This is a genomic window from Posidoniimonas corsicana (genome assembly GCF_007859765.1).
GTDB lineage: Bacteria > Planctomycetota > Planctomycetia > Pirellulales > Lacipirellulaceae > Posidoniimonas > Posidoniimonas corsicana.
This window is the reverse complement of the sequence record NZ_SIHJ01000001.1, coordinates 3,341,855-3,366,477: the sequence shown is the minus strand read 5'-3', so window position 1 is coordinate 3,366,477 and position 24,623 is coordinate 3,341,855. Positions and strand designations below refer to the sequence as shown.

At 66.0% G+C, this 24,623-nt stretch carries 12 protein-coding genes and 1 tRNA gene; 7 read left to right on the top strand and 6 right to left on the bottom strand.

Annotation, left to right across the window (positions count from 1 at the left end; translation table 11 throughout):
- The first annotated feature begins 83 nt into the window (after positions 1-83).
- The 5 genes from KOR34_RS12920 to KOR34_RS12900 all read left to right on the top strand — a co-directional run bounded on the left by KOR34_RS12920 (position 84) and on the right by KOR34_RS12900 (position 6,822).
- Complete coding sequence (locus tag KOR34_RS12920; protein ID WP_146564984.1) at positions 84-1,118, top strand: ferrochelatase; 1,035 nt, start codon at positions 84-86, stop codon at positions 1,116-1,118.
- Positions 1,118-2,101 carry an aldo/keto reductase gene (locus KOR34_RS12915; protein ID WP_146564983.1) on the top strand — a complete coding sequence of 328 codons (984 nt, stop codon included), beginning with the start codon at positions 1,118-1,120 and terminating at the stop codon, positions 2,099-2,101. Before KOR34_RS12920 ends, KOR34_RS12915 begins: the two co-directional genes overlap by 1 nt.
- Positions 2,102-2,258: 157 nt before the next feature.
- Entirely contained in the window at positions 2,259-2,894 is a 636-nt protein-coding gene (locus tag KOR34_RS12910; protein ID WP_146564982.1) for a sigma-70 family RNA polymerase sigma factor, read from the top strand.
- Positions 2,891-5,644, top strand: coding sequence for a protein kinase domain-containing protein (locus tag KOR34_RS12905; RefSeq protein WP_146564981.1), 2,754 nt, complete (start codon positions 2,891-2,893; stop codon positions 5,642-5,644). The genes KOR34_RS12910 and KOR34_RS12905 overlap by 4 nt, the downstream gene beginning before the upstream one ends.
- Positions 5,645-5,673: 29 nt before the next feature.
- A complete protein-coding gene (locus KOR34_RS12900) occupies positions 5,674-6,822 on the top strand; it encodes a hypothetical protein (RefSeq protein ID WP_146564980.1) in 1,149 nt (382 codons plus the stop codon).
- A 4-nt stretch (positions 6,823-6,826) separates the two neighbouring features.
- On the opposite strand, the gene KOR34_RS27145 is transcribed toward KOR34_RS12900, so the two are convergent.
- The 5 genes from KOR34_RS27145 to KOR34_RS12870 all read right to left on the bottom strand — a co-directional run bounded on the left by KOR34_RS27145 (position 6,827) and on the right by KOR34_RS12870 (position 15,533).
- Positions 6,827-8,494, bottom strand: coding sequence for a dicarboxylate/amino acid:cation symporter (locus KOR34_RS27145; RefSeq protein WP_228714599.1), 1,668 nt, complete (start codon positions 8,492-8,494; stop codon positions 6,827-6,829).
- 38 nt (positions 8,495-8,532) lie between these two features.
- Positions 8,533-9,840: a TAXI family TRAP transporter solute-binding subunit gene (locus KOR34_RS12885; RefSeq protein ID WP_146564979.1), complete on the bottom strand. Its 1,308-nt coding sequence runs from the start codon at positions 9,838-9,840 to the stop codon at positions 8,533-8,535.
- 201 nt (positions 9,841-10,041) lie between these two features.
- A complete protein-coding gene (locus KOR34_RS12880) occupies positions 10,042-14,310 on the bottom strand; it encodes a lamin tail domain-containing protein (protein ID WP_146564978.1) in 4,269 nt (1,422 codons plus the stop codon).
- A 483-nt stretch (positions 14,311-14,793) separates the two neighbouring features.
- Positions 14,794-14,867 (bottom strand) — tRNA-Arg (locus KOR34_RS12875).
- 195 nt (positions 14,868-15,062) lie between these two features.
- Positions 15,063-15,533 (bottom strand): CBS domain-containing protein, encoded by a 471-nt coding sequence (locus KOR34_RS12870; RefSeq protein ID WP_146564977.1) that lies wholly within the window; start codon positions 15,531-15,533, stop codon positions 15,063-15,065.
- A gap of 687 nt (positions 15,534-16,220) precedes the next feature.
- Between KOR34_RS12870 and KOR34_RS12865 the strand changes: the two genes are divergently transcribed.
- Positions 16,221-17,303 (top strand): TIGR03032 family protein, encoded by a 1,083-nt coding sequence (locus tag KOR34_RS12865; protein WP_146564976.1) that lies wholly within the window; start codon positions 16,221-16,223, stop codon positions 17,301-17,303.
- Positions 17,304-17,384: 81 nt separating this feature from the next.
- Entirely contained in the window at positions 17,385-22,889 is a 5,505-nt protein-coding gene (locus KOR34_RS12860; protein WP_146564975.1) for an ELWxxDGT repeat protein, read from the top strand.
- Here the strand turns inward: KOR34_RS12860 and KOR34_RS12855 are convergent.
- The gene (locus KOR34_RS12855; RefSeq protein WP_197531373.1) at positions 22,886-24,295 is read right to left on the bottom strand and encodes a BBP7 family outer membrane beta-barrel protein; all 1,410 of its coding nucleotides are present in this window, start codon (positions 24,293-24,295) and stop codon (positions 22,886-22,888) included. The two genes, KOR34_RS12860 and KOR34_RS12855, sit on opposite strands and share 4 nt — an antisense overlap.
- Between the last annotated feature and the right edge of the window lie 328 nt (positions 24,296-24,623).

Below are 24,623 nucleotides of genomic sequence, written 5' to 3'. Positions count from 1 at the left end.
CCCTATAACAGCACTTGAGCGGGCCGGCTTTTTTTGTCGTGGATGCGGCCCGAGGTTCCTTACTTCCTGATGCGGAGTTCCCGTTGCCCGGCGATTACGACGCGATTCTGGTGGTCTCGTTCGGCGGACCCGAAGGCCCTGAAGATGTGCTGCCCTTCCTGGAGAACGTGCTCCGCGGAAAAAATGTGCCGCGCGAGCGGATGATGGAGGTGGCGGAGCACTACCAGTCGTTCGGCGGGGTCAGCCCGATCAACGAGCAAAACCGGCGGTTGATCGCAGCGCTGGAGGAGGAACTGGCGCGTCGCGGACCGAAGCTGCCGATCTATTGGGGTAACCGCAACTGGCGCCCGCTGCTGCCGGACACGCTCAATCGCATGGCTGAGGATGGCGTGAAGCGGGCGATTGCGTTCTTCACCAGTGCGTTCAGCAGCTACTCGGGCTGCCGCCAGTACCGGGAGAACATCGCGGAAGCTCAGCAGACGGTCGGCCCAGACGCCCCGCGGGTCGATAAGCTGCGGATGTTCTACAACCACCCGGCGTTTGTTGAGGTCAACGCGGAAAACCTGCGTGCGGCCCTGGATCGTATTCCTACCGATCGCCGCGATGACGCGCTGGTGCTGTTCTCGGCTCACAGCATCCCGATGTCGATGGCGGACAACTGCCGCTACCAGCAGCAGCTCGCCGAGTCGAGCCGGTTGGTCGCCGAGGCGGTTGGCCACCCGAAGTACGAGCTCGTCTACCAGTCGCGTAGCGGACCACCCCAGCAGCCTTGGCTCGAGCCGGACGTGTGCGACGTCATCGAAGAACGCCACTCCGAGGGCACCGCCGCGGATGTTGTGGTGCTGCCGATCGGCTTCGTGTCGGACCACATGGAAGTGATCTACGACCTCGACACCGAGGCGAAGGAGCTGTGCGAGCGTCTGGGGATCGGGTTTCAACGCGCGGCAACGGTCGGCGTCCACCCGAAGTTCGTGGGCATGATCCGCGACCTGGTCGTCGAGCGCACGACCGACGGCGCAGCGCGCCCGGCGCTGGGCGACCTCGGCCCAAGCCACGATGTCTGCCCTGTCGACTGTTGCACCTACACGCCCCGTCGCCCTCCTGTAGCCAAGTCCTGATGCCTAGCAACTTCCCAACCGAGCACCGTCCTCTGGGAAACACCGGCCTGCGCGTGAGCGGCATCGCGCTGGGGTGCTGGCCTATCGCAGGGGTGACGACGCTGGGCGCCAATGACGCCGACAGCATCGCCACGATCCAAGAGGCGGTCGCTGGCGGGATCAACTTCATCGACACAGCCTACGTTTACGGCCCGCGAGGGGAGAGCGAGCTGCTGATTGCGCAAGCCCTCGAGGGGCGCCGCGACGAGGTGGTGATCGCCACCAAAGGTGGGATCCACTACGAAGACGGCGAGATGACTCAGGACGCCCGGCCCGCCACGCTGCGAGCGGAGTGCGAGGAGAGCCTCCGCCGGCTCGCCACGGACCGCGTTGAGCTGCTGTACCTCCACTCGCCCGACCCCAACGTGCCGATTGAGGAATCGGCCGGCGCCCTCAAGCAGCTGCAGGACGAGGGGAAGACCGTCTCGGTGGGAGCGTCGAACTGCTCGCTGGAACAGCTGCAGGCGTTTCACGCGGTCTGTCCGCTGGCGGCCGTGCAGCTGCCGTACAACATGCTGCAGCGGGACATTGAAAAGCGGACGCTGCCGTGGTGTCAGGAGAACGGCGTCGCGGCGGCCTCCTACTGGCCGTTCATGAAGGGGCTGTTGGCGGGCAAGCTGCCGGAGGACGGCGAGCTGGCGCCCGACGACAACCGCCGCAAGTACCCCATGTACCAAGGGGAAGAGTGGGTCAAGAACCAGTCGTTCGTCTCGCGGCTCCGCGAGGCCGCCGAGCTCACCGGTAACACGGTGGCCCAGCTCGTTGTCAACTGGACCATGCACCAGCCCGGCGTGACGTCGGTCCTATGTGGGGCCAAGCGGCCTTGGCAGATCCGTGAGACCGCCGGCGCCGCTAGCTGGCGGCTCACCGACGAGCAGCTTGCGATCATTGAGCAGGCATTCGCCGAGCGGGGCGACGCGGAGACGAACCGGACCTTCGAGTAGCCGCGAGTCAAATCGGCGCCCAGCGACGGATTTTGGCGGTTTCACGCGGATTGTTGGGTTAGAATGAGGACTTGCAGCGGCCGCGTGCGGCCGCCCGGGGGCCCTGCCCGCCGGAGTTCACCTTGCCGTACCGCTTGGCCAACCCCGCGTGCGTCCGATGGAACCGTCCAGCCCCTCCCAGCTCCCTGCGCTGCTGCTTGACCGAGCGCTGGCCGGTTCGAAATCATCGCTGGGGCGGCTGATGGGGCTCTATTCTGAGTACCTGAAGTACGTTGCCTCGTCCCGGATGGACGACCGCCTGCGACGCAGGGTGAGCGCGTCGGACGTGGTGCAGGAGTCGTTCTACGAAGCCCACCGGGACTTCAGCAGATTCCGCGGCGACTCGCCGGAGCAGTTTGTGGGCTGGATGCGTCGGATCCTGGTGAACAACCTTATGCGAGTGGTTGAACGCAACCTAGTCGCCGCGAAGCGCGATGTGCGGCGGGAGGTCTCGCTGGACCGGTTGCGGCGTGGCGTGGAGCAGTCGTCCTGGCGGTTCTCGGCTCTTCTCGCCAGCGACGAGGAAACCCCCAGCACCGACCTCCGCCGGCAGGAAACCCAGACCGCCATGGCGGCGGTGCTCGCGAAGCTGCCTGAGGACTACCGCCGCGTGATCCGGCTCCGCAACATCGAGGGGCTGTCGTTCGCTGATGTCGCCGAGCAGATGGACCGCACCTCGGGCGCGGCGCGGATGCTGTGGCTGCGGGCGTTGGAGCAGTTGCGGGCCGAGTATGCTGGGACGGACGAAGAATGAGCCAGCCGACCCCACCGCCGGCCGACCGAGGCGCCGACGCCCCTAGCGACGCGACCCGGGAGAAGCTTGCCCAGATCCTCGACGAGTACTTGGAGTCGATGGAGAATGGGGAGTGGCCGACCCTCGAGGAGCTTACGCGGCGGCACCCCGACCTCGCAGAACATCTACCCGGCTACCTCGAGGGCCTGCACCTGCTGCAGTCGTCGCTGGGTGATTCCCCCCTCAACGGCCTGCGCTGCGATGGCAACCTGCTGGACGACGAAACCGTCCACTATGAAGCGGCGGTCGGGGTGGACAAGCCGACCGTCAACAAGCGTGTGGGCGACTTTGAGCTGATCAACGTGATCGGGCGCGGCGGCATGGGCGTCGTGTACGAGGCGTGGCAGCTCTCGCTCAACCGGCGGGTCGCGCTCAAGGTGCTGCCGTTCGCCGCGATGCTCGACGAGCGGCAGACCGCCCGCTTTACCACCGAGGCGCAGGCCGCCGCCGGCCTGCACCACCAGAACATCGTTCCCGTGTACGCGGTGGGGCAGCAGCGGGGCATCCACTTCTACGCGATGCAGTTTATCGACGGGCATTCGCTCGCCGAGGCAATCGCCGAGATGCGTTCGGAACGCGACGGCGCCGCGTCGGCCACCGACGAGGCGACCCCACGGGCCGCCTCCCGCATCGACTCGCGGAGCGACCGACCGCCATCGAGCCTGGGGGCGATCCGCGGCGCCGCGTTCTTCCAGGCGGTGGCGCGCCTGGGCGCCGAGGCTGCCGACGCGCTCGACTACGCCCACCGGTACGGCGTCGTCCACCGCGACGTCAAGCCTGGCAACCTGCTGGTCGACCGCGACCGCAAGGCGTGGGTCACGGACTTTGGCCTCGCCCGGGTGCAGTCCGAGATGAGCATGACCATGCCGGGCGACCTAGTCGGCAGCCTGCGGTACATGAGCCCCGAGCAGGCGCGGGGCCGGGGCGACATGATCGACTGCCGCACGGACGTTTACGGTCTGGGGGCGACGCTGTACGAGTTGCTAACGCTGCAGCCCGCGCACTCGGGCGAGGACCACGAGGAACTGCTGCACCGCGTCTTCAACGACGATCCGACGCGCCCCCGCAAGCTGAACCCCGCGATCCCGGCCGACCTGGAGAACATCGTTCTGCGGGCGATGGAGAAACGCCGCGACGACCGGTACGCGACTGCCGAGGAGTTGGCCGACGACCTCCGCCGGTTCCTCGACGGGAAGCCAACCGCGGCCCGCCGCCCTTCTTTGGCGGACCGCACGGCCAAGTGGGTCGCGCGCCGCCGCGGCGTGGCGATCTCGGCCGCCGCCGCCCTGGTGGTGGTGTCAGTAGTGTCAGTCGCCAGCGCGATCTGGATCGCGTCCGCGGGGCGCCAGACGGCCGAGGCGCTGCGTCAGTCGCAGGCAAGCCAGGCCCTGGCGGAGAAGCACTTCGAGCAGGCGCGAGCCGTGGTGGACCACTTCGGCGGCGACCTGGCCGACCGGCTGTCCGACATCCCGGGGGCCGAGACGCTGCGGCGCGAGCTGCTGTCCGACACCCTGGGGTACTACCAGCGGTTCCTGCAGTCGACGCCCGACGATCAGTCGGTCGCCAGCGACATGGCCGCAACCTATTTCAAGTCGGGTGCGATTGCCGAGCGGCTTGGCGAAACGATCACCGCTCGCGACTTCTACGCTAAGGCGGTGGAGCACTGGCGCCAGTCGCCTGTTGAGACCGAACAGTCCGACGGCGCACCGCTCGCCTGCCTAGAGCTCGGGCTTGGCCTGGGCGCCTTGGCGCGCGTGCAGGGGCAGCTCGGCGTGGTTGATGATTCTGAGCAGCTGTTCGGCGAAGCGATCACGATCCTCCGAGAGTGCGCCATCGAGTCCCCGGGGGACGCCGACACCGCGAACGCCTTGGCCGAGACGCTCTCCAACTTCGGGCTGCTGCTCCGCCGCGACGGGCGCAGCGGTTTGGCGGCGTCGAACATCCGCGAGTCGATCAAGTGGCTCGAAGACGCGTCGCGTTCCGCGCCGGAGGAGCCCCGCTACGTACGCAACATCGCGGTTGCGAAGAGCAACCTCAGTGAGGCCCTCCGGGAGCATTCTCCGGTCGAGGCGATCACCGCCAGCCGGGACGCGCGGTTGGCGATGCGGCGCCTCGTGCAGGAGTACCCCGAGGATACCGGTTTCAAGGCCGACCTGGCGATGACCTACAACAACCTGGCGGCCATGCAGGGAGCACAGGGCAACTGGGCGGCCGCGGCCGAGGGGTACCGCGACGCCGCCGGTCAGATCGAGCAGCTCGTGCGTCGCAACCCATTGATCCCGCGTCACCGCCGCGAGCTGGCGATCACCCACAGCAACTTGGGCCTGGCCCTCGCCCGGATCGGGGAACCGCACGAGAGTCAGAAAGCCTTCCGGGTTGCCGAGGGGTACCTGATCGGGCTGATCGGCGATTTTCCGCAACAGACCAGCTACCGCAGCGCTATGGCGGCGCTGTGGAACAACCGCGGGGTGGCCCTGCAGTTCGCCGGCCAAGACGAGGCCGCCCTGGAAGCCTTCGAGAAGGCCGTGGACGTGCAAGAGGAGCTGGCCGAGCAGGGTGGCATTTCGCTGGCCCAGGCAAGTGTGCTAAACCGGCAGTACCAGAACTTCGCAGAGCTGCTCCGCAGGGCCAATCGGGCCGAGGAGGGGCAGGACATCGAGCGGAGGAGGAAAGAGCTGAATCAGATCCTCGACTCTGGTAATATCAAGTAGCCCCGCCCCCTCCCTCCGAGGTACCTCCCGTGAACATCCGGTCGCTGCTGCAACGTCCCCGACGGAAGGTAAGTGTCGGTCGGGGGCGCCGGTTGGCCTTCGAGGGTTGTGAACGGCGCGAGCTGCTGTCCGGCGATGGGCTCTCACTCGAGACGCCGCTGTTCACCGAAACTCAGTCGGTCGTGCAGTTGCCGGGGTCGTTCGATTTAGCCGGCGGCGGCACACTATTCGGTGATTGGTGGGACAAGGGAAACCCGACGCAGTTCTTGACGCTGAGCTACGCCGAGGACGGCAGCATCCGTTTCTCTGTTTCGGACGTGGCTCTGCAGTCGTACGCCGGCGCCGACCGCGATACCGACGCCGTTGACGAAGCGCCCGTCGTCGCCGGGACCAGCAACAGCTACCTGACCATCACGAAGGTTACCCCGTCGCCTGAGATTGCCCCGTTGCCCCCATTCTCGGCGGGCAGTGGAGCAACAAGTAAGACGGGCCTGGCCGATCCCCTCTCCGCGGCCGAGACGCCGCTGCGGGCCGCGTTGGCCGAGTTCGAGTCGTCGCACGGCCCGGCCGACTCGAACGCGGGGGTATCTTCGGCGAGCGCTCTGGCCGCGACGACGGACAGCCCCCGCGCGCTCTCGATTGGTCCTGCCGACCGCGTTAGGTTCGAGCAGGGCAATTGGGACCGCGCCTGGGCGTTTGAGATGGCGGGGTTTGCGGCGCAGGCAGAGTCCGGTCAGGAGTCCGTCCCGCACTTCGAATCGGCCTTCCGCCAATTCCCGTCGGAGATCGACCTCGGCCTGCGTGGCGAGTCGGCCACGCAGGACCAGAGAGAAACTCAGGCATCCCTTAGCGCCGAAGAAGCGGGATCAACCGTCGCTGCTATTCTGCCCGGGACCCGATCGCCTGGGCTGGAGCGGATGGCGGCGTCTTCCACCGAGCGGGCGTCCCGCGAGGCCCGAGCCGACGAGAACGCGATCGACGTCGCGCTCGCCGAAGATCCCGCCACGGCCGAAGACCAGGGCGCCTGGTGGGGCGCGGCCATTGAGAGGCACAAGGAGCTCACCGCTACCGTGGTGGCGGCCGTTATCGCGCGGCAGGCGTGGCTCCACGCCAAACCCACGGTGAAGCGAGACTCGGCCCCCGAACTGCGTCCGCGCCGCCGGACGGGCGGTCGGTAGCCGGTCAGGCGGCAGCGGCGCCGTTGTCGGGTGGGAACCCCTTGTCGACGATTGCGGCGCCGACCGAATCGCCAAACGTGTTGACGGCCGTGCGGAAGCGGTCGAGCAGCCAGTCGATGGGCAGGATCAGCCCGATCAGTTCTAGCGGCAGGCCCACCGCGTTGAGCACGATGAGCATCGTGACGAGGCCGGCTTCCGGGATCCCCGCCGCGCCGATCGCCGCCAGCGTGGCGGTCACCGCGATCACCACCTGCTTGTCGAACGTGAGCACGAAGGCGGGGTCGACCAAGGCGTAGGCCTGCGCGATGAAGATGGCCGCCGCCGCCTCGTACAGGGCGGTGCCGTCCATGTTGATGGTCGCGCCGAGCGGGAGCACGAACTCGGTCGAGCGGCGGGAAACCCCGGCCTTGGTTTCGGCGCACTCCATCGTGACCGGGAGCGTCGCGGTGGAACTGGCGGTGGAGAACGCCGTGAGGACCGCCTGCGACATCTGTCTCAAATAGGTCCACGGGTTGCGGCGGGTGAAGAACCACAGGAGCAGGGGCAGCGTCACCAGCGCGTGGATCCCCAGGCCGACCAGCACGCTCGTCATGTACCAGGCCTGCGTCTTGAGGAGCGTCAGGAACTGGCCGTCGAGCTGCGCGTGGGCGAACCGCGCGGCGACCAGGCAGAAGATGCCCAGCGGGGCCAGACGCATCAGCAGCAGGATGAAGCTCATTAGGGCATCGTTGATGCTCAGCACCAGCTCAGAGATGGTGTCCGCCCTGGGCCCGAGCGTAGTGAGCATCGCGCCGAACGCGATGCTGAACACGATCAGCGGCAGCAGGTTGATCTCTACCATCGAGGCCAGCAGGTTGTTGGTGAACAGCATCAGCACCAGGTTTTTGAAGATGTCGCCGATGGAGGGTGCCCCGGCGACCAGGTACGCCTCGACCACGCTGCGCTCGCCACCGTCCTGCGGAGTGAAATCCAGACGTACGAACTCGGCGCCCTCGGGGATCGGCACGACCGGGCTGGTCGTGTAGACCCCGGGCTCCAGTCCGGCCTTGAAGAGCCCGTCGGGCGCCTCTTCGAACACATCGCCATCGTGACTCCAGAGCACGCGCGCCTCGGCGGCGGTGTCGGCCTCGCCTACCTGGTCGATCGCCACCCGCACGCTCCAGACGCCCTCTTCCGGTACGGCCGCGTTCTTGCTGCTCCCCGCCGCTGCCGCCCGGTCGCCCGTGACGTTGTGCCACTCGATGCGGCGGCCCTGGCGCCGGTCCGCCACGTGGGCCAGCGTCTGCTCGCCTTCCTGCCGCGCGTCCTCCACCAGCACCGGGTCGATGCCGCGGCCCGGGTTGACGATGTTCACCACGATCAGGCCCGTCACCACCGCCAGCACCGTGGTGCACAGGTAGTACGAAACCGCGTACGCCCCGGGCCGCCCGAGCTTGCGGACGTCTCCCAGGCCGAGGATGCCGCTCATCACGCTCGCCATCACCAGTGGCACGACCACCATCTGCAGCAGCCGCAGGAAGATCTCGCCCCCGACATCCAGCACCTCCACGGCGGGGCGGACGCTCTCCCCCAGCACCGCCGGCCCGATGATCGCCGTCGCGACCGCCAGCAGGATGGCGCCGACGATGTAGAGGGTCGTGTTTCCGTGGCCGCCGTTGCTGGAGCTCTCCATGCGCGTTCTGCCTTGTCTTGATTAAGGGACGGGCGGGGCTACTTGGTGCAGTTGATGATCTTCAGCTGGATTTTGCTGATCAGGTTGGCGCACTGCATCAGGAAGATCGCGAAGGTCCGGTCGCCGCGGAGGTCCTCGTGCGTCAAGCGGCTGAGCGCCTTGAGCTTGATGTCGGTCACGTCGTCGAGGAACCGCTGCAGCTGCGTGGGATCGAACACGTCCATCTGTGCGCGTTCGATCTCGAGGGTCTGCTCGAGGTAGGTGTCGAGACGGCTCTTCTGCTCCTTGATCTGCCGCTGGCTCTCGCGTTCCTTGATGCGCCGCCAGCGGTCCCACACGAGGTAGATGGCGGCGCCGAGCGCGAACAGCAGCTCCTTACCCGCCGCGAGCCCCTCCAGCACCGTGTGGAGCACGCCGTACCTGCCAAAAGGATCATGGTACTTGCGGGTCATGGGGTGCAGCCGCGCCGGGGTGAGGCTGCGCGCCTCCTGCGGCGAGAACAGCGTGGAGAAGTACTCGGGCAGGCTGTCCTCGAAGATCGAGTCGAGGAGCAGGTTCACCAGTCTCGACGACGCGTTCTCCCGGACGACGACCAGCGCCGACGCGGCGACCGTGGGCACGGTCCTGGTTGGCACCGGGGGCCAGAGCTGGGAGGGGATCTCGTAGTACTCGAAGTGGCGGTAGCGTTTGTCGAGCGCCAACGCGTCTAGGGGCAGCAGGTCGAAGTCGCCGGTCTCCAGCACCAGACGCAGGTCGCCGTTCTCGACGCCGGTCGTGACGATCGCTGCTGCGTGTTTCTGGTCAGGGTCCTTGAGCAGCTCGGTGAAGTGGGTCCCGCTCAGCGTGACTTCGCCCAGCAGGTTGTAGTGCTCGAGCACGTCGGTGGCGCTGCGCCGCATCCCCGAACCCTGTTTGCCGACAATCACGTCACGCCCGGCCAGGTCGCTGAACGATCGGATGGGCGGGCTGCCGTCGTCAGGGGCTTTGCGGACGATCACGTGCACCACGTCGCGGTGCAGCGGCGTGACGATCGCCAACCCCTGCAGCGACACCGAGCCGGCCTGAACAATCGCCACGTCGATCTCGCCGCCGCGGAGCTTCTCCGCGTTCTCTTCTGAGCCGGACGTCTCAACCACCTCGGCGTCGCGGCCGGTCCGCCGCTCCAACGCCTCCGCGATCCGGAGGCCCTCCTCGTGGTACTGGCCCCCGCGCACCGCGGTGCCGATCAGAATCCGGCTGGGCAGCGTGGGCCGCGTGATGAACCAGACCGCCAGCGAACCTACCAGCACCATGGCCATCAGCCACGCGAACCAGTTGCGAACGATGCGCGAGATTGGCCGCTGCATTGGTGGTCCTTGCGCTCAATTCGAGGAGCAGCGCGCTAGGGAGTCGCTAGCCAGCACAGGCGAGCCAACCGCCCCAGTGTAGCGCCGATACTGTTGAGTAGCCGGGTATTCGCGGGCACTCGTCCGATCTTGCCTGCGAATCGCGACCCAGGCAGACAGGATAGCCGGTGATGAAGAGGGCCGCCATCCGAGCGGAGCGTCTCAGGACCCCGGTCGGGGCATCGCGAGCGGCCTCGCAGGCCGACTGAAGATTGCGTCCGCGTGACGTGGGTCGCTATCGGCGTCGTCGATCGGGTCCCATGCGTCGTCTGAAGACGGACCGGCGAGAACTTCTTCGCTACGGTCTGCCTCGACCGTGAAGCGTGCAAACGCCGCGTCGATATTCCGATGCAGCGTCGGGGAGGAACGCAGCGGCCGCCCACTGTTGGCGTCCGACCGCTCGTTTACAAGCACGTCTGTGCGTGGCGCTGGTGCAATTGCATCGGCCACAAAGATGATCGCTTGATCGCTCTCCAGCGGTGCACTTGGCTCACCGACTGGCCAGGCGGAGAGCTCTTGGGGGGGGCCATCGGTGGCCCGATCGGCATCAATGTTCCCTACCGACGCCGCATTAGGGCTGCTCGCCACGCCCAACTCCGTGGGTGTGAGCACCGCTCCTAAGTTGTCACGCCAGACCGAGTAGTCGGCCGCGTCGATCAGCCCGTCCGCGTTGCCGTCGGCGCCCGCTCCCGGAGTGAGCGGGGTCGACCCGTAGGTGGACCGCCATACGGCGTAGTCGAGCTGGTCCACCACGCCGCTGCTGTCGTAGTCGCCGGCGAGTTGCGGGAGGACCACCTGGGCTGCGCCGGGAGAGCCGCCAATGCTGGCGCTCGCTCTCCAGTTGGTGGGATCCGCAGGGTCGCCGTACGGGTCGATGATCTCTAGCGACGGGCCCTCGCCGTCCGCGGCGGTCGGCCAGGGAGCGGCGTCATCGTAGGTAAAGGACAGGAACACCACGCCCTCGGCGCTGAGCAAGGAGATAGTTTCGCCACCGTTGCTCAGGTTGCCGGGAGCGAAGCCTCCTTGCGCAAGAGCGACGCTATCGCCATAGATCGATTGGAAGATCGACGGCGAGCGGGCCACCACCAGGTACTCGCCCGGGCCGAGCGACTCCCCCTCGGCGAACACAAAAGGCTCGTCCGCGAAGTCGGCGATCTGCACCCCCGACAGATCGACCACCGAATCCCCCGTGTTGAAGATCTCGATAAACTCCTGGTCGCTCTCGTCGGCGAGGCCCGCATTGCTGGGGTGGTAGTGCAGCTCGGTCACCGCGATGGTCGGCGTGAGCGCGGGGGCGCCGGCGAGAAACTCGATTGGGTCTGACCAGTGGCTCCAGTTGCCCGAAGTGTCCTGCATCCGAACGCGGGCGCGATAGGTGTGGCCTGCGGCCAGGGCGTCGACCGGCACGTCCAGCTGGCTATCGAAACTGGTCAGCTCGCCAGACTCCCAGGTCCCCTCGATCTCGTAGAGGTACGGCTGCCCCTGGACGTAGTTCACCACCGAAGCGTTCACGACCTCCGCGATCCGCCACTCCATGGCGGCGAAGGTGCCCGCGCCCTGCGGGTCGCTGAACGGGGTGGTTTGGAAAACGAGCTGGTCGACCGGGTGCTCGGGGCCGCCCGTGTACGAGATTCCAGGAGTGGCAGGGATGTTGGCGTCCGACCCCTGCGATTGCACGAGGTTGTAGCCATAGCCGCCCGGGCCGACAAAGTCCTGCATGTAGTCGACCAGCCCAGCAAAGTCCTCACTGGCCAGCAGGCTGGGGTTGAAGTTCTCGTACCAGATGCCCTTCTTATTTTTCCGTGGGTGGAAATCCCACATCGCCTGGTTGGCCTGCACCACCGACAGGTCGCCCGTTCCCAGCGTCAGCACGCCGGCCAGTTCTTCGATGACGCGGGCGGCGTCGCCGCTGTTGAGGAGCAGGTCGGTCACCTCACGCAGGCGGTTGTCGTAGGCGAGCTTCGCGGCGGGGTGGTGCGACAGCAGTGTGCGGATGTTCTCGCGCGTTGTCACGGGCGTGCCGTGGTGCGGCGCGTCCTCAAAGGTCAAGTCGAGGTCCCAGGGGATCACGTACCACTGGCCGGTCTCTTCGTTGCGGTAGTAGTTGACGTTCTCGTTGGGGCGGATGTCGGAGTTGTTGACCAGGTGGTTGATGATGTTCCACGCAAAGTAGACGTCCCAGTTGAGGTTCTCCTCCCACCACTGGAGCGATTCGAAACCGCCGTCGGCGCCCGCCACGAACGCGGCGAGGTCGGACCGGTCGGTGACCGACTCGGAGCCCTGGTGACGCTGGTTGGTGGCGCCGAACACCGACTGGTGCATGTTGTAGACGTTGCCGTCCGGCAGGCCCCGCTCGTCCAGGAAGCTGCCGTCGGGCTGCTCGATGCCGATGTAGAGCCCCCAGTAGTCGCCCCCGTACTGGTCCGAACCAGTCTCGGACGCGCCGTCGATTACGCGGAAGTTGAAGTAGTTGGTTTTGGGCGCCGGGGCGCCGGCCAGCTCGTACAGCTTGAACGCGGCCGGCTCGAACAGCACCGTCCCCTCGGTCGAGACGTCGTTCCGCCACCACGGGTTGGTGCCGGGCAAGATATTGATCTCATCCCATTTTTCCGCGTAGGGCACGCCGTAGTTGTCGTAGGCCTGGAACTCGTGCCCCTGCAAGAAGTCGATCTTCCACTTGTTCTTGCCGACCTGGTACGTGGACGCCACTCCACGGTTGCGGAACTCGACGTGGTCGTACACCACGCCGTTGTACACCAGCGTTCCGCGGAACTGCACTTCGTTGTACTGGCCGTTGTACTGGCTATTGATGACATCCGTCGGGTTGGCGATCAGGTGGTACGTGGCGATGTCGTCAAGTGCGTCGCCGCTGTAGACCACGCTCGGCTCCACCCCTGGACGGAGCGACGCCGTGTAGTCCGGCACGCCGTCGTAGACGAAGTAGGCGAAGTTGGGCTGCGGGTCGTCCGCGTAGGGGCCGGTCACCGAGGCGCCCAGCGTATCGACGGCCGAGACGCGGTACCGGACCAGCCGCCGGTTCACCTGCAGCGACCCGGCGAGCGTAACCGAATAGACGTCGTCTCCGGCGACGGCGTCGCCGCCGAGCCCGTCGTCGCGCATCACGACCGTGGTCCAGCCGGCGTCGTACGCGGGGTCGGTAAGCCGGACGTAGGCGCCCGCGTCGACCAGCTGGTACTCGAGCGTCACCTGCTGCACGCCGTCGGGGTCGGTCGCCTTGATCGAGACCACCACATCCTCGCCCGACTGGGGCTGATCAACCGACTGCTTCAGCTGCCGGATCTGCGGCCCCGCGTTGGCGACCAAGGCCAGGTTCTGTGCCCCCGGGGTCGGCTGGGCGAGGGTCCCATCCGGGATGGCGAGCTCGAGGTTGAACGACAGGTCGCTGCTGCCGAGCGTGCCGTTGAGCACGTGAACCGCGACCGTGTTCTCGCCGGAGGTCAGGTAGGAGGACGCGCCGGTCAGGGTGTAGCTCTCCCATTCGGCGTCGTGGTTGACGCCGGAGAGGCTGTCGTAATTCTTGACGCCGGCCGACACGTTCGCCCGCACAACCTCCAGACCGTTGATGTAGACAATGGCCCCGTCGTCCACGTAGATCCGCAGGTCCAGCGTGTCGGGGATGTCGCCGTCTAGGGTGAACGACCGCCGCGTGTAGACCGACGAGTAGCTGTTCCGCATGTCGTTCAGCTCGGTCGCGTCGTCGCCGTCGCCGTAGCCGATCGAAGCTGGACCCTCCGTCCAAGCAACCGCGTCGTTGGACTCAACGAAGCCTGTCTGCCGCCAGTCGTTCGCAGGCGATCCCGCGTTGGTGGGCGGGTTCGCTACGATCCCCTTGCGGTACCGCCACACGCTGCCAGCGCCGACCAGCACCGCGCCGGCGTCCGGCGCCGAGGACAAGCCCGACGATCGCCAGCTGCCGGCGAGGTCGTTGTCGAGGTTCGGGTTGATCAGTTCCAGCGAGCTGCCGTACTCGCCGGTGGTGGGCCACGGGAAGCCGGGCTGGTAGGTGACGACATCGATCAGCTCGCCGCCGGCGTCGAGCAGCTCAATACGCTCGCCGTCGTTGCTGAGCTTGTCGCCGGCCTCCCACTCGCCGAACGGCGCGAAGCCGAACTTGGCCTGGAAGTCGGACGCGTTCTGGGTGATCACCAGGTACCCGCCGGCGGGCAGCGTTGACGCATCTGGGAAGGTGTAGTCGACCGCCTCATCGATGCGCCACTGCGACAGGTCGACCGCCGCTGGGCCCGTGTTGTGCAACTCGAGGAACTCGACTCGCTCGGTGTTGATGTCCGGGTCGTAGTGGATTTCGTTGATCACCACCGCCAGCAGGTGACGGGGTTCGAGTCGCTCGAACCGAGCACGAATATGGCGCTGCACCGGTTGGCTCGAGGAATCGCCGCTAACCTGCTTCATCGCGAGTAACCTGACGTCTTGTTAGCACTGCAGAGACGTGAGCGATCAACGCCCTACACCCTGGACGACCTTCTTCTTTCATCTGAGGCACAAGAGCGTGCCGCCCGCGGCCGCTGCCCGAGAGATCGGGCACTTGAGGAGTCAGTCGCCTAGCCATGCGACAATGTCGATAACCGTTCCCCTCAACGGCAGATGCATATTATGGCAGCCCAGCGCTGTCGGGTCGACAAATCGACACGCCGCCAGCCAACACGAGGTTTAGGCGTCGTCGGATTGCGGGAACGCAGCGGGCAAAGCCTCCACCGTTTGCGATGTGGCGGAATAGCCGCAAACTGCCCCTGGTTGAGAGTCCCGGGGAGCGATCGGGACGCAGGATCCCGTACCCACCAATCGGAAACGGCAGAGTAGGCGTCAGAAAGTTCGCCAGCCCGGGCAAGCCGACGCCGCTCCAAGCAGGCAGAGACGCGGCAGAGAAGTAGAAAGTACACCCCGCAGGATTCGAACCTGCAACCTTCGGATTCGTAGTCCGATGCTCTATCCAGTTGAGCTAGGGGTGCACGCGGGCCAGCAGCCCACTTCTCAGTGACAGCACCCGCCGTGGGCGGGTTCGTTGTCTGAGAAGCTCGGATTTTAGCGGGGTTGGGGCCGGCTGGCCAGGGGCATCTACGCGAAAAGCCCCCGGCGGTTGAGCGCCGGGGGCTTTGGCTTTTCTGGATGCAGCGGTCGGCGGGCCAACGGGCCGGCGCCGATCGCTAGGAGATCGGGGCGTGCTGGCGGTCGCCAAGAGCGCTGAGGTAGAGCACCGAGCTCTCTCGCGCCGGGCCCTGGTTGATCTGCTTCATGCCGGCCTGGATCACATCCCGACGGCTGATCTGCCCGAGCAGCCGGTTCGACTCATCCACCACCGGCAACCGGCGGGCGCTGGTCAGCAGGAACACCTGCGCGATGCTCAGCAGCTGGGTGTCGGCAGAGATCGTCTTGGCTTCTGTGTCCATGAACGCGCCGACGCGGTGCGTTGGGAGCTGTTCGTACGCGGCGTCAAGAATGGCGCCCAGGCAGCACCGTTCGCTGAACACGCCGAGGTAGGCGCCGCTGGCGTCGACGACCGGCGCCCCGGAGATGCGGTTCTTCAGGAGCAGCTTAACGGCGTCGTGCACGTCCATGTCCGGGTTCAGCGTGATCAAACGCTTCACCATAATGTCGTTGGCTGTGATCGAAGTCATCTGGCGCCTCGTAGTGAAGTGAAGGCGTCGCGAGAACGGCCGTCCGGGCGTCTTGCGATTGCGAGGAGGAGACGCGAGCGGCGTTGCCTGCCTACCCGCGAACTGCGTCAAGTATAGCGACGCCCGACGCGTGTCGAGCAGATTCCATCTAAAACCGGCGGGAAATTGGGCGGTCTGTGAAAGAGTTCACGATGTGCTGTCCAGCACAACACGACTTACGTCGAGATTGTGATTTCCTTCACACATCATCGTTGAGACCATTGCCTTCTCAGCAATCCTTCGAAGACGAATTCGATCGCCCCGATTGCGACGGCGAGTCGTCAACGCCAGACGTTGATGACCCGCAGCCACGAAGCGTGCCGAGGTGACATCCGGGCTGGTGTGCTCGGCGCATTCGGCGCCCGCCGACGTAGCGAGCGCGTCAACTCATGGATTTGCGGTTGCAGCTCTCAAGTACCGCATGCCTTCTCTCCCCCTTAGTTTCTGAGCACGTCGCGGCGGGGGGCTCAGCTGTGTCGCGGTGGTCCCAGTTGTCAAAAGCCGTGCAATCCGCACCGGCGGCCCCGCGGACACCCGATCGCGAGGGCCAATTGAACGCGGGATCTGTAAGTGCGGATTACCATGAAGGTTTGCTCGCCCCGATGGCCGCTCTCCGCCTGACGCCGACGCCGCACTACAACCAAGCCTATGCCCCAGAACACGGTCCAACCCTCAGGCGATCAGACCTCTTCAGCCAAGCGAGAGGTTCGTTTTGAGCACTCGCTGAGTCTGCCGACTTTGCTGGAAGAGCTGCAGATCTCTTTGCTGGTGTCGACGTACCAAGCAGGCAAGCTGATTGCGCTGGGCGCCGGTGACGGTCAGCTTCGCCAGACGTTCCACAACTTTGACCGGCCGATGGGGGTGGCGCTAAGCGACGACCTGCAGTCGATGGCGGTCGCCGCCCGTGACAAGGTCTGGCTGTTGCGTAACGACCCAAACGTGGCGGGGCAGATGACACCGCCGGTTGGCGGGTGCTACCTGACTCGGTCCGCGTCGGTGACGGGCGAGATCCAGGCCCACGAGATGGCTTGGGCCGGCGGCGAGCTATGGGTGGTCAACACGCTGTTCAGCTGCCTCTCGACGTTGCACCCTGACTACAGCTTTGTCCCACGTTGGAGGCCTTCGTTCGTGAGCGAACTGGCCCCCGAAGACCGGTGCCACCTCAACGGGCTCGCCGTGGTTGACGGTCGGCCCAGGTATGTCACGGCGATGGGCGAGTCCGATGTTGCCGGAGGCTGGCGTGAAGGCAAGGCGAGCGGCGGGGTGCTGATCGATGTCCAGTCCAATCAGACGATTGCTGGTGGTTTCGCGATGCCGCACTCGCCGTTGTGGCACGCTGGCTACGTCTGGCTGCTGGACTCGGGCCGCGGACTCCTGTTGCGCGTCGACCCTGAATCCGGCCAGGTATCTAATGTAGCCCGACTCCCTGGCTACACGCGTGGGCTGGTTATCCATCAGAACTTCGCGTTCGTCGGGTTGTCGAAAATCCGGGAAACCTCCACGTTTGGCGGCGTTCCGATCGCGGAAGATCGCGCACGGCTCAAGTGCGGATTCGGCGTAGTGAACCTGCTGACCGGCGAGCTGGCGGCCCAGTTCGAGTTCGCCGCGGGGGTCGACGAGATCTTTGATCTGGCCGTCGTGCCTGGCGGCTTAGAAACCGCGATCCGAGGCCCCTTCGCGCACCAGGACGGTGAAAAAACCATTTGGACCGTTCCCGGACCGCACTCATAATAGACATACCCCTCCTTCGTCAGGCCGCGGACCCACCGGAACGGGACCGCGGCGACCTCCCCTCCTGAGATTGCAACACCCGTGTCACGTAAATCTGCGCGCAGTCGTCGATCCCTTAAGAACGCCGAGCGCCGCCGCGCGTGTCGGACCAATCGGCGGGGTGGGTGGTCCGGCCGTGGCCCGCTGGGCGTCGAGCCCCTGGAGACGCGCGCGCTGCTGTCCGGGACGCCGATCAACCTTGACCTCAACCCGTTCGGCCCGTCGTACCCGGCCGAGTTTGTCGAGATTGGCGACGTCACGTACTTCGTCGCCAACGATGGGACCAACGGGCGAGAGCTCTGGAAGACCGACGGCACGGTCGAGGGGACATCGATGGTGGCCGACATCCGGCCCGGGGCCGGTTCGTCGTACCCAACGGAGTTGGTCAACGTGAACGGCACGCTGTTCTTTGCCGCTGACGACGGCGCCTCGGGACTCGAGCTTTGGAAGTCGGACGGCACGGCTGATGGCACCACGCTGGTGCGCGACATCCGGCCAGGGACCACCACCAACGAGGGCGTGACCACGCCCAACTCCTCGACGCCACAGTCGCTGACCGCGGTGGGGGGGACGCTGTTCTTCACCGCCGAGGACGGCGTGTCGGGTCGGGAGCTGTGGGCCTCGGACGGCACGCAGTCCGGGACGCGGCTGGTCCGCAATATCTTCACGGGTCAGTCGAACGACGGCTCGACGCCGCTAAGCTCCTCGCCCAGCCAGCTGACCGACGTTGACGGTACGCTGTTCTTCGCTGCGTCAGACGCCGCCGCCGGGCGGGAGCTGTGGAAGTCGGACGGGACCGCCACCGGCACCGTGATGATCAAGGACCTGTTCGAGGGGACCTACCCCTACTACCTCAACGATGAGGACCAGACGTACGTAGGCCGCTACGCGAACAACTCCAATCCCGGGTTGTTCACCGAGCTGAACGGCGAGCTCTACTTTGTCGCCGGCAATGACGAGGTAGGAGCCGAGCTATGGAAGTCGGACGGCACGGAGGCGGGCACCGTTGTCGTGAAGGATATCCGACCCGGCGAAGCGGGCGCGTTCGTGAACCTCGACACGATGGTCTCGACCGGCGGGCTGCTGTTTTTCACCGCCAACGACGGCGTCAACGGCAGCGAGCTGTGGAAGTCGGACGGCACCGCCGAGGGCACGGTGCTGGTCAAGGATGTCCGGCCGGGCGCGGCGGGGCAGCACGGCAGCGGGCAGCTGCAGAACTACACCAGCCTGACCGCGGTGGACGGCAAGGTCTACTTTGCCGGCAACGACGGCGTCAACGGCCGCGAGCTCTGGGTGTCCGACGGTACGGAGGCGGGCACGCGGATGGTCGCGGACATCAGCCCGGGCGACGACGCCGACGGGAACGTCAACAACTCCTACCCGGCCTACATGCAGAGCGTGGATGGAGTGCTGTACTTCTCAGCGTTCAGCGTCGCGAGCGGGCGTGAGCTGTGGAAAACGGACGGAACCACCGAGGGCACGGTGCTTGTCGAGGACCGGATCCACGGCGAGAAGGGCTCCTACCCCAACGAGCTGGCGGACATCAACGGCACGCTGTTCTATTCGAGCGAGGAGAACAACGCCCGGGAACTCTGGATGGTGGCGCCGGAGGACGATTTCCACCTGACGATTGTCGTCGACAGTGAATTCGTCGATATCCCGGCGATGATCGGCGTGGCGTCCGACGGGGGGCTCCAGCCGGTCTACACCTGGGACGACTCGGGCCAGGTGCTGTTCGACTCGGAAAGCGGCCTTACGCTAGGCGACTTCTTCGACACCTGGCGGACCAACGCCGGCCGGGCGGGGAACAACTCGGACGCGGCGCTCAACAGCTTCAGCCTGATGGGCAACTTCATCAATAGTGAAGAAACGCTGCAGATGTTCGTCAACGGGCAGCTGGTGACCTCGTTCGACGACTACGTCCTGCAGGACGACGACTCCATCGTGCTGGTCTACGGCGAGAACCCGGTAGTGTCGTTGAACACCAACTTCGGGCCCATTGTGGTAGAGCTGTTTGAGGGCGCCACGCCCGGCACGGTGCAGAACTTCCTGAACTACGTCAACGACGGCGACTACATCAACTCGTTCTTCCACCGCTCCGACCCGGACTTCGTGATCCAGGGAGGCGGGTTTGTGACCAGCTCCGAGGAGTTCACCGACACGTCGCAGTTCACGAGCGTCCCCACCGACGCCCAGATCCAGAACGAGCCGGGCATCTCGAACCTGCGCGGCACGATCGCGATGGCGAAGCTGGGGGGGCAGCCCAACAGCGCGACCAGCCAGTTCTTCATCAACCTGGGCGACAACTCCGCGCTCGACCTGGCGGCCAACAACGCGTTCACCGTGTTCGGGCAGGTGCTTGGCATGGCGACGGTTGACGAGATTGAGTCGCACGGCATCAACAGCGAGAACGGCTCGCCGTTCGGCGAGCTGCCGCTCTCGCGTGACAACACGCTGACGGTGATCGAGTCCATCGAGGGCTACGGAGACCTGACGGGCGAGGTGTATGTAGACGCCAACCAGAACGGCGTGTTCGACGCCGGCGAGATCGGGATCAACAGCGCGTTGGTCTACATCGACGGCAACGACAACGGCGTCCGGGACGCCGACGAGGCCGCGGCGTTCACCGACGCCGACGGCCGCTACCGCCTGCAGGCTTCTGCGGGCGATCATCTTCTTCGGGCGGACCTGTCGTCGTCCGGGTTCGTGTCAGGCAACGGCAGCCACGACGTGGCGGTCCGGATTGGCGAGACCGTTTCTGGGCTCGACTTTGTCGGGGTCCAGCTTAGCGTGCTAGGGACGATCGATCTGATCGCTTCGGCGGACACCGGTTCGGCCGACGACGACGACCTGACCTCCCGCAACAACTCGTCCGCCGCCAATGTGCTCCAGTTCGCGGTCACCAACGCAACGGTGGGCGCGGAGGTTCGGGTCTACGCGGGCGATACGCTCATCGGCGTGCGGGTGGCGACGAGCGATACCGTCATCGTGACGACCAACGGCGCCGCAGCGCTCGGCGATGGCGAGCACATGATCACCGCGACCCAGACGCTAGGCGGCGTTGAGAGCGACCCAACCGACGTGCTCTCGATCACCGTCGACGCGACGCCGCCCGCGGCCATTTCTTCGGCCCCGCCCGAGACCGTAGAGCTCGACGGCGAGGCGTTCACCTTCGACGTGCAGAGCCCCGACGAGGGGCAGCCGAGCGTCGTCTACTCGCTGGACGGCGCGCCGGACGGGATGACAATCGATGCGGCAACCGGCGTCATCACCTGGGCCGCCGACGCCGACGACACCGGCGAGCACCCGTTCACGATCCTCCTGACCGACGGCGCCGGCAACACCGTCTCGCAGGCGGTAGCGCTCACGGTGTTGGCGCCAGCTCCGGCGTTCCCGGATGAGTATGAAGTGGACGAGGACGCCGTGCTGCAGGTCGCGGCGGAACTGGGTGTGCTAGCCAATGACGGTGACGGCGACTCCAATGTGACTTCCGCGACCGTGGTCGAAGGTCCGCTGCACGGCCAGCTCGATTTCAACTCCGACGGTTCGTTCACCTACACGCCCGACCCCGACTTCTTCGGCGAGGACTCCTTCACCTACGTTGGATCGGCCGGGGACGAGCAGACTAATGTCGCCCGAGTGACGATCGTCGTGAATGGCGTGCAGGACGTCCCGGTGACCATGGAGGACGCGTACGACGTCGATGAAGACGGCGTCTTGACCGTCGACGCGGCCGCGGGCGTGCTGGCGAACGACACCGACCCAGAGGGCGACGCGATCACCGTCGAGCTGGTGGACGGCCCCACACACGGGACGCTAAGCTTGATGGAGGACGGCTCGTTCACCTACACCCCTGACGGGGACTTCTCCGGATCCGACTCGTTCACCTACCGGGCAAGCGATGCGACGGCCACGTCCGGCCCGGTGACGGTCACGCTCACGGTCAACCCGGTCAACGACGCCCCCTCGGCGACCTCCGAGGCGTACTCGGTCGACGAGGACTCGACGCTGACCGTCGACGCGGCCACCGGGGTGCTCGTGAATGACTCGGACGTCGAAAGCGGCTCCCTCACCGCGGTGCTGAAGACCGACGCCGCCAACGGCACGCTGACCCTGATGGACGACGGGTCGTTTACTTACACGCCGGACGCCGATTTCTTTGGGACCGACTCCTTCACCTACGCCGCCAGCGATGGCGACCTTGAATCAACGGAGGTGACGGTCACGATCACCGTGGCCGCGGTCGCGGACGCCCCCAACGCGGCGGACGACGCGTTCACCGCCCCTAATGACAGCAGCCCCCAGCCGCTGGACGTCCTGGCGAACGACGACTCGGATCCCGACGGGCAGCAGACGCTGACCGTCACGGCGGTCACGCAGGGGACGCAGGGCGGGACCGTCACGTTAAGCAACGGTGCGATCACGTACGCCGCTCCCGACGGCTATATCGGCGACGACACGTTCACCTACACAATCACCGACACGGACGGCCTCACCAGCACCGCCACGGTCACGGTCACCGTTGAAGAGGCGGCCAACAACACACTCAGCGGCTTTGTCTACATCGATGCTAACGGCAACGGCGAGCGGGACGCCGGTGAGGCGGGGGCGCCCGGCGTGCGCATCACGCTCACCGGCACACCAAACTCGAGCAGCGCCAGCGCCGTGAATATGTCGGTTCTCACCGGCGACGACGGCAGCTACACGTTCGAGGACCTCCCTGCCGGCACGTACGAGCTGACGGAGACGCAGCCAGCCGCCCTGGCCGACGGCGACGAAGAGACCAGCGTCTCCGGCGCTTCGATCAGCGACGACGTGATCAGCAACATTGTCCTCTCGGGCGGCATGACCCACGAGGAGAACAACTTTGGCGAGCTTGCGCTCCTCCCGCAGTACTACTCCATTGTGTGGATGTTCGCATCGTCGACCGATCCGCAGTCGCTGCTGGGCGACATCGTTGAGGCCGCAGGGCAAGCGACAGGCAGCTCGCAGCAGGCCCAGGCGTTGAGCACGGCGCCGGTCGATAGCGGACCGCCTAGCGCCAACGCCCAGCCAATCAGCACGCCGGCGGATGGCGGCTCCGTGGCTGCGGCGTCCACCTTACAGCCTGCCACGTCCAGCGCAGCCCGGCAGGCCAACGTAGTCGCCGTCACGCCCCAACAGGTTGAAACCGTCATGGACATTCCAGTGACGATTGCGGCGCCTCAGGTCGATGGCGAAGAGGTAGTCGAACTGGAGGTCGTTACCGAGCCATCGCACGGCGTGGTTAGAACCCAACCCGGAGTCGGCTTGGTGTACCTGCCGGCAAACGGATACGTTGGCGACGACGTGTTCAGCGTTCGCGTCCGCGGCGAAGACACAGCCATGTCGTTCGAGGTCAGCGTCCTCTCGCCTCAGGCGGTCGCATTCGCCATGCTGGCATCGGGCGCCAACCACGACGAGACGCTCGTCGACCTACCAATGCCAGAGATCGATGGGCCCGCTGACGCCGAGTCATTCGACGCTGCGTTCGAGCAGTCCAGCGAGGGCGTTGCCGCCGCGATCTAAAAGCGAGACTCCAGGCCCGCCCGAAATCCCTGCGCCCAGTAGCTGGTCGAGGCGAAACCGAACGCCGGCCGCGGGTCGCCGGTGAGCGTACCGGGAGGGATCTGTGTCGGGTTTACCGCGGCGTCGATCTGCTCGGCCGCCCGCAGCACGTCGCTCCAGAAGACAATGTTGTAGCCCACTGAGAGCGACGTCGACTTCTTCAGCCGGTAGCGAAGCGTCAGCCCCACCTCTGAAACCGCGCTGAACTCGCTCCGCGAGTACTCGCCAGCATTAGACCCCTGAACCAGCAGGCCTGCGTCGGATGTGCTCGATCCGCCGCCCGTGGTGACGGTTGTGCTGCCGGCGATGCGGGCCTTCTGCCGGGTGGCGCCAAGCGCGGTCTTCACGGTGCAGTCGTAGCTCCACCGGCGTCCCTGCACAAGCTGGCAGGTGAAGCCCACCTGACCACCGTGGAAGGTGTTGCTAGTCGAGAACAGGTCTTCCAGATTGGTTGTCGCGCCGGCCGTCGGGCCGGACAGGGCGAGGGACGTCTGACGGATCGCGATACCGTCGTCCAGCTCCGCCGCCCGGTAGCCGACCGTCAGCTCCATATTGGCGCCGCGGTAGCAGCAGGCGTCCTGCCGCATCTGCAGCTCGTACGAGCGGAACTCGCTGCTTGCGTCGACGCTCAGACCGCCCGACACCAGTCCGCCGAACCCGATAAGCAGCGCGTCCTGCTGACCTGATTGGGAGTTGAAGAAAGGACGGGCGAGGATCGGAAACTCATCGCTCGATGTGGCGAATGCCTCGTCAGCGTCTTCTAAAAAGGAGTAGATGAACTCGACGCGTCGGTTTCGATAAGATCCGGCCGCCGTGCCCAGAGTCAACCGACCTCCTGATTGGCCGCCGTTGTTTAGCGAGTCGCCCCCCAACAGAGTGGTCGTCGACGCCAGCCCCAGCACGCCGGCGTCGTCCTGCGCGGTCCCGTTGTCGCTGGTGGTTACCAGTGCCGGGGAATCTGAGCCCTTGGCCCAGCCGTAGACGTACTCCACAGCGCCGTAAACACGCGGCCACTTCCGTGGGCGAACGCAGTCACCGCATCCGATCGTGTCGCCGCATCCGAGGTCAAGCTCGCAGCCGCAAGCCGGGTCATCACAGCAGCCGGCGACGAGGTGCTCGTTGTACGAGACCAGCTCGGTCTCCGACTCTGCTAGATCGTTTCTACAACCGGAGTCGCCGCTGGTGGGCTCGTGACTCTCCTCGGATTCGCCAAAGCGACCACCGCCCGGGTTGTGCCCGAAGTACTGCCCGTTGATCCAGACGCCGCTGCTACCGGCGACAACGCCCCGCTGTTGGGCATGGCTGCTGGACGGACCTGCTGCGCAGAACGCTAGCAGCGCAACGATAGTAACTGCAGACCTAGACATCGCGCCTACTCTCGCAAGACAGCGTGTAGAGAGCGCCCCCCTAGGCGCCTGCGGGCAGCCCCGCATAGTGAGGGTTATCGGCAGACTCGGGCGCAATCGTTACAGATTGTCTAACCCGAACAGGCGGGAAAGGGGCGGCAACAACCGAGAATTGGCGGCCCAAGGCCAGAGACCCCGCCCTAGACCAGAGAGCCCTAGACCAGAGAGTAGTGCAGCGGTCGGGGAGGGATGCTTACCCCTGCAGCTTTCGTCGGGGATTCGTCAGCCCGGCGGCCGGCAGGGGGCAAAAATGGGGGCGCCTCACGTTTGCGACCCACGCCCGCCGCTA

Bases quoted from the DNA above. Each gene is read 5' to 3' on its own strand.
- KOR34_RS12915 (WP_146564983.1), top strand. From the start codon at position 1,118: ATGCCTAGCAACTTCCCAACCGAGCACCGTCCTCTGGGAAACACCGGC.
- KOR34_RS12910 (WP_146564982.1), top strand. From the start codon at position 2,259: ATGGAACCGTCCAGCCCCTCCCAGCTCCCTGCGCTGCTGCTTGACCGA.
- KOR34_RS12905 (WP_146564981.1), top strand. From the start codon at position 2,891: ATGAGCCAGCCGACCCCACCGCCGGCCGACCGAGGCGCCGACGCCCCT.
- KOR34_RS27145 (WP_228714599.1), bottom strand. From the start codon at position 8,494: ATGGAGAGCTCCAGCAACGGCGGCCACGGAAACACGACCCTCTACATC.
- KOR34_RS12885 (WP_146564979.1), bottom strand. From the start codon at position 9,840: ATGCAGCGGCCAATCTCGCGCATCGTTCGCAACTGGTTCGCGTGGCTG.
- KOR34_RS12880 (WP_146564978.1), bottom strand. From the start codon at position 14,310: ATGAAGCAGGTTAGCGGCGATTCCTCGAGCCAACCGGTGCAGCGCCAT.
- KOR34_RS12870 (WP_146564977.1), bottom strand. From the start codon at position 15,533: ATGACTTCGATCACAGCCAACGACATTATGGTGAAGCGTTTGATCACG.
- KOR34_RS12865 (WP_146564976.1), top strand. From the start codon at position 16,221: ATGCCCCAGAACACGGTCCAACCCTCAGGCGATCAGACCTCTTCAGCC.
- KOR34_RS12855 (WP_197531373.1), bottom strand. From the start codon at position 24,295: ATGTCTAGGTCTGCAGTTACTATCGTTGCGCTGCTAGCGTTCTGCGCA.